1 protein-coding gene is annotated in these 264 nt (G+C 68.2%); it reads right to left on the reverse strand.

Going from position 1 to position 264, the window contains the following annotated elements; translation table 11 throughout:
* The coding region (locus tag AX735_RS06585) for a replication initiator protein A (RefSeq protein WP_202189517.1) at window positions 1-264 on the reverse strand (264 nt) is incomplete at both ends.

A 264-nucleotide genomic window follows, 5' to 3' on the forward strand; every position in this document is an offset into this window, starting at 1 on the left:
GGTAGAGCCAGCGTTCGAGGCCGCCCGTCAGGTCGAAATAGGCGCGGTCGATGGTCAGCACGAGCGCGCGGTCGAGCACGCCGGCATAGAACCAATCGGGCAGGATCAGCTCGATCCCGAGCGCACGGCCGTTGCCGTCCGCCAGCTCGCGCCATTCGTTGATCCACGAGAAACGATGGCGGCGGCGCTGGTGCTGCTGCCGGATCGAGGTGGCGACGGTGGTGGATTGCAGGCGGTCGAGCGCGGCCTTCAGCCGCTCGTAGC

The organism is Blastomonas sp. CCH1-A6 (assembly GCF_001556365.1).
In the GTDB taxonomy this organism is placed as follows: domain Bacteria; phylum Pseudomonadota; class Alphaproteobacteria; order Sphingomonadales; family Sphingomonadaceae; genus Blastomonas; species Blastomonas ursincola.